Origin of the sequence: Pseudopedobacter sp. (assembly GCF_040392825.1) — a bacterium.
In the GTDB taxonomy this organism is placed as follows: domain Bacteria; phylum Bacteroidota; class Bacteroidia; order Sphingobacteriales; family Sphingobacteriaceae; genus Pseudopedobacter.
On sequence record NZ_JBEBVH010000243.1, the window covers coordinates 1 to 5856 of the forward strand.

Annotated in this window: 5 protein-coding genes; all 5 read right to left on the reverse strand. The window is 37.2% G+C overall.

Annotation, left to right across the window (positions count from 1 at the left end; all coding sequences use genetic code 11):
- Window positions 1-570 precede the first annotated feature (570 nt).
- Window positions 571-858: a GNAT family N-acetyltransferase gene (locus ABWO41_RS14505; RefSeq protein WP_353139534.1), complete on the reverse strand. Its 288-nt coding sequence runs from the start codon at window positions 856-858 to the stop codon at window positions 571-573.
- A 213-nt stretch (window positions 859-1071) separates the two neighbouring features.
- Entirely contained in the window at window positions 1072-1764 is a 693-nt protein-coding gene (locus ABWO41_RS14510) for an iron-sulfur cluster co-chaperone HscB C-terminal domain-containing protein (RefSeq protein ID WP_353139537.1), read from the reverse strand.
- Window positions 1765-1919: 155 nt separating this feature from the next.
- Window positions 1920-3245 carry an RIP metalloprotease RseP gene (rseP, locus tag ABWO41_RS14515; protein ID WP_353139540.1) on the reverse strand — a complete coding sequence of 442 codons (1326 nt, stop codon included), beginning with the start codon at window positions 3243-3245 and terminating at the stop codon, window positions 1920-1922.
- A 15-nt stretch (window positions 3246-3260) separates the two neighbouring features.
- Window positions 3261-4430, reverse strand: a complete 1170-nt coding sequence (locus ABWO41_RS14520; protein ID WP_353139543.1) for a 1-deoxy-D-xylulose-5-phosphate reductoisomerase — start codon at window positions 4428-4430, stop codon at window positions 3261-3263.
- Between the two features lie 12 nt (window positions 4431-4442).
- On the reverse strand, window positions 4443-5856 hold a 1414-nt coding region (locus tag ABWO41_RS14525), incomplete at its 5' end, for a GH3 auxin-responsive promoter family protein (RefSeq protein WP_353139546.1).

The following is a 5856-nucleotide window of genomic DNA, read 5'->3' on the forward strand; positions in this document are numbered from 1 at the left end:
CAGCCTGGTTTTAATCTATATAAAGAAAATAACAGAGCCGCAGCTCATCGCGTTTTCAGCTATTTTAGGAATGGTCATTAAAAATATTTTATAAATCGTTCCCATACCGAGCACTGTCCTATAAAATGTCTACAAAAAAACAATAGATACCCTAACATTAATCATTATTAGAGGTATAGGTCTTTTCTTCTTTATTCTTTATTGTAAAAACCAAGTCTGATGATCCTAATCTTTTTTACCTGAATGTCTATTATAAACTGTATACACAAATAAAAAGCCTTTTAAATAATCATACGAAGCTTTTATGCCGCAGAGACTATTTCCAACATTTTAGATTTTTTTACGGCTTATCTTCATGAGCGTATTATTCAAGATCTGAAAGTAAAAGGATTTATAAAGTAACTTAAAATATTGGTTAAATCCGTAGTTCAAGTAATAAATCACTAACCTTCGACCTACTACTTTTGAACCAAAAAGTTGGTCACTTTAATTTTTAGGGTAAACTAAAAATCAAACTATAAGCATGGTTCTCTCTCTTTTAAATAATGGGGAGTGAATTCCCAAAGTGCTTTAGGGATGATATTGTTTATCCAGCTGTTCCCTTAACTCGGGATGCTTCTTGATATAACTACTTACGAATGGGCAATAAACCATCACTGGTTTCTTCTCCGTTTTTGCAAACTCAAAGGCAAATGCAGCTAATGCAGATGCAACTCCCTTTCCGCCCATAAAATCGGGAACAACTGTATGCATCAATGCAATATCCTTCTTGTAGAAACGGTATTCCAAATATGCAATTTCTCCATCTTCATGTATTTCAAACCGGAGGTTATCCCTATTATGCTTTACTGTATACATTAATAATATATCAGAATCTTAGTTATTGTATTAATCATAATACCATAAGCTCAATATAGGCTATTTCCAGCTATATATAAATTTTTCTATTTTCTTTTGACGTAATAGGCAATAAAAAAATCCGAAATACATAAGATATAATGATCTTCCTATATTGAAGAAGGTGACAAAAACAGTCCAGGTCACAATTATCTTGTTGTTAAGATCAACAACTTAGAGAGAAGGATTAAGTAAGTAGAACAGGAAATAAAAGACAAAAAATAAACAAAAGTGTACCGGAATCTGTACCTGCAACATAAAAAAGCCCCTTAATTTATCATTAAGAGGCTTAGTTGTACCCAGAGCCGGGGTCGAACCGGCACATCCGAAGATATTGGTGTTTGAGACCAACGCGTCTACCAATTCTCTAATTCGCAACAAATATTTCTTGCGAAAATAAATATCCTTTATTTTTTTCATTACCTCTTTTCTCTCGGAATCAGCAACTGTTTCAAAATCAATAAATAACCCCTCCTGCTCATGATCCAGTTTCTTTTCTATTTCCTCAACTTGAGACTTGACCTCGGCTAGCTTTTCTGCATCAAAATCAAACTCCATTTCCATTAAGGCTTCATTTACTTCCATCATATCCATTAGAAATTCCTGAGGCAAATCGTATTTCTCACCTTCCGTTTTCTCGCCATACAAATTCAGCACATAAGAAACTAGCTTATTTTTATTGCTTAATGTCTGGAACGCCTTATTGTTTTCTGTTGAGAGGTCCAATATTTCCCGTTGACGGTCTTCCGACTCATTGACATAAAAATCCGGGTGAAATTCTTTGCTTAAAGCATAGAATTTCTTTTTCACCAAATCCTGCTTTGGTGAAAAAGAAACCGGTATGTCATACAATTCAAAATAGTTCATTTATTAGATTTAAATATAAGAAGTCCCCTGGCACACAGTGAAATCTCCCAATTTGTCACGTCCGAAGCCAATCGTTATAAACAACAGGCGACGGTCTATTTGAAGTCTGTACGATCCGGTTTAAGAAGGACTATTTCAACTAATACACCAATGAATTACTTCATAAACGCTTTAAAGATGTCGTTCCCCAAAACAAAAACCATCAAAGTTGCCAGTAAAACGAATCCAACGATCTGCGCTTTCTCCATGAATTTATCGCTTAAAGGCTTACCCTTAATCATTTCTATCAATAAAAACAGAGAATGTCCCCCATCTAAAGCCGGAATTGGCAACAAATTCATCAATGCCAGCGCCATAGATAAAAGGCCTGTAATATTCCAGAATTTCACCCAGTCCCATGTTCCACCATAAAGTTTACGGGCTATTTCTACCGGACCGGAGAAAGCCTTATTCGCCTTTACTTCTCCTTTCACAACCTTTCCTAAACCTTTGGCATTATCGACCAAAGATGTCCACGCCTTGGAAGCACCAATCGGTAATGACTCAAAGAAGCCGTAGTATTCAGTTTCAAAAGGAATATTATCAAGCTTAGGTAAAAAGCCCAATGTCCCCTCATTACTTACCGTAACCGGTATGGTAATGTTTTGTCCCTTGCGGCTTACTGTTAATTCGATTTTTTTATTTTGATTTGCTTTTAAAATACTTTGTAGCTGATCAAAGAATATGGTTTCTGCTCCATTGACAGCCAAAATGACATCGCCTTTTTGTAATCCTGCCTTGGCAGCGGGCATACCACTCACTATAGAATCAACAGAGAATTTAGTACGAGGCGTTACAAATTCCTGCATTCCGTAATCTGCTATCGTATTCAGTATTCCCGGAGGGACAGAAAGATCTTTCTCTTTACCATCTCTTACCACTGTTATTACAGAGTTACCCAGGATAACATCCGAAGACATCAAATCGTTGTATTTAAGCAATGGTTGTCCATTTATAGCAACTACTTTATCGCCAGGTTCAAAGCCAATCTCCTTACCCACAACACCAGGTGCAACACCGTACTTTAAAGCACTATTTGGTATATAGGAATCACCATACTTAAAAGTCATCATCCAGAATATAAAAATACCCAGAATAATATTCACTGTGACTCCTCCCAGCATTACTATTAAACGTTGCCATGCTGGTTTTGATCTGAATTCCCAGGGTTGCGGTTCTTGTTTCATTTGCTCGGTATCCATAGACTCATCTATCATACCTGCTATTTTAACATATCCTCCTAAAGGAAGCCAGCCAATTCCATACTCTACACCTTTATAATTTATGCTGAATAGCTTAAAGCCCCATGCATCGAAAAATAAATAGAACTTTTCTACTTTTATACCAAAGGCTCTCGCAGCCCAAAAGTGTCCCAACTCGTGTAATACAACTAAAATCGACAATCCCAGCAGCAGCTGGCCAATCATTACTAATACGTCCATCTATTAATTAGCTTCTTAAATATTCGTTACTAAATCCAAAGCATAAGCTCTAGTGTCTTTGTCTGTCTGGAAATAATCTTCTAATATAGGTTTTTCCACAAAATCCACATTCAACATACACCTCTCTATTATATCACTCATTTGTAAAAATCCTATACGCTCTTTCAAAAATTCGGCTACAACCACTTCATTCGCCGCATTAATAATACAGGCCATGTTTCCTCCTTTATGCAATGCTTCAAAAGCATAAGCCAGATTACGAAAGGTTTGCATATCGGCCGGTTCAAATGTGAGAGCAGGATAATCCAGAAAGTTAAAGCGTTTAAAATCATTTTGCAATCTTGCAGGGTATGTAAGTGCATACTGGATAGGGAGCTTCATATCCGGTAATCCCATCTGTGCTTTCATAGATCCATCTTTAAACTGCGCTATGGAATGGATGATAGATTGCGGATGTACAATGACATCGATCTGATCTACTTCCAGATTAAATAGCCACTTGGCCTCTATAACTTCCAATCCTTTATTCATTAAAGAGGCCGAATCTATGGTGATTTTCGCTCCCATAGACCAATTTGGATGTTTTAAAGCCTGATGACAGGTCACAGTTTTTAGAAAATCTATATTCTTCCCTCTAAAAGGCCCTCCTGAAGCTGTTAAATAAATCTTCTCGACTTCAGCAACATTTTCTCCAACCAAACACTGAAAAATAGCAGAATGCTCCGAATCTACGGGTAATATAGACACGCCATTTTCTTTAGCCAAAGCAGTTACAATATCTCCGGCTACCACCAGCGTTTCCTTATTGGCCAGGGCAATGGTCTTCTTTGCCTGTATGGCAGAGATTGTCGGCTTTAATCCACAAAAACCAACTACCGCTGTTAAAACAACATTAATTTCGGGTAAAACCACAACTTCGGCTAAAGCATCTTCCCCAGATTTAACCTCGGTAGAAGTATGTGCTAATGCTTCTTTAACCTGTCCGTATTTACTTTCATCTACAATAACTACAACTTTAGGAGAAAACTCTAAAGCCTGGGCTATCAATAAATCGGCATTGGATTGTGCAGTAAGCACCACCGCTTTAAAAAGATCTTTATTTGCGCGGATCACCTCTAAAGCTTGTGTACCAATACTTCCGGTAGATCCGAGTATAGCTATATTTTTAACTTTACTAATTTCCAATTTCTTTAAATACTATAACAAATAACCACCTAACTTATCAGCCAAAACCCTATCATTTGTTAATCTGGGTACTTTGTTCTGTCCGCCAAGTTTGCCGTCCGCCTTCATCATCTGTATGAAGGCATTTTTTTGCAAAGGCCTAATAACCAATGGTTGCAATACTTTTCCTTCAATAAGGTCGCTATAATAGATATTTTTTTCCTGCAAACGCTTATCTACTTTTAATCTAAAAGCCTCCAAATCTTCAGGACTCTTCGCGAATTCTATAAACCATTCGTGATAAGGCAGCTGTCCGGAAGCCGGATTTACCTGTGGTGCAACCGTAAATTCTGTAACCTCCAGCCCCTCCTCTTCTGCAGCGCTTAACAAAGCATATTCTACTTCTTCTCCAATAACATGTTCTCCAAATGCCGAAATATAATGTTTTATTCTTCCGGTTACTAATATTTTGTACGGATTTTTTGAGACAAATTTTATTGTATCGCCAATAGAATATCCCCATAAACCAGCATTTGTGCTTAAAATAATAGCATAATTCTTATTCAGCTCTACCTCTGCTAAACTTAATCTTGTTGGGTTTTCATCAAAATATTCTTCGGATGGAATAAACTCATAAAAAATACCGGAGTTTGCCAGTAAAAGTAAACCTTTTTCTTTCTGTGAATCCTGATAAGCTATAAAGCCTTCTGAAGCCGGATAAGTTTCTATGGAATCTATCTTACGGCCAATGCTTTCCTCTATTTTCGCCCGATAAGGTTCATAATTTACACCACCGTACACAAACAGGCTGAAGTTCTTAAAAATATCTTTTATCTTTTTCCCACCTGCTTTTGCAGAAAGTCTGTCGAAATACATCTGACACCAGGGTGGAATCCCCGAAATTAGACGCATATCTTCATGAATGGTTTCGTCTACAATGGTATCCACTTTCTCTTCCCAATCTTCTATACAATTCGTTTGATAGCTGGGCAGCCGGTTCTTTTGCAGATAACCTGGTACATGATGTGCTACAATTCCCGAAAGCCTCCCGAAAAAAATCCCTCCTTTTTTATCCATTTCCGGGCTTCCCTGAAGGAATATCATTTTCCCGTCTGCAAAATCTGATTTTCCTGTTTCATAGATATAGGTAAGTAAAGCATTTCTGGCAGCCTTTATATGCTCTGGCATAGATTCTTTAGAAATGGGAATATATTTTACCCCCGATGTTGTACCCGAAGTCTTGGCAAAATACAGAGGTTTACCCTTCCAGAGAATATTTTCTTCGCCCTTAACTACACGGTCTATATAGGGGCGTAAATCTTCATAATCTGAAACAGGAACATTTTTCTTAAAGTCTTCGTAGCTTTTAATACTTTCAAAATGATGATCCCGGCCATAAACGGTGTTTTTAGCTTGCTTTACAAGATGATTAAGAGTCTGTCTCTGA

What these genes read in the sequence shown, in the direction of transcription:
- ABWO41_RS14505 (WP_353139534.1), bottom strand. Translation starts at nt 858, where the DNA reads ATGTATACAGTAAAGCATAATAGGGATAACCTCCGGTTTGAAATACAT.
- ABWO41_RS14510 (WP_353139537.1), bottom strand. Translation starts at nt 1,764, where the DNA reads ATGAACTATTTTGAATTGTATGACATACCGGTTTCTTTTTCACCAAAG.
- rseP (WP_353139540.1), bottom strand. Translation starts at nt 3,245, where the DNA reads ATGGACGTATTAGTAATGATTGGCCAGCTGCTGCTGGGATTGTCGATT.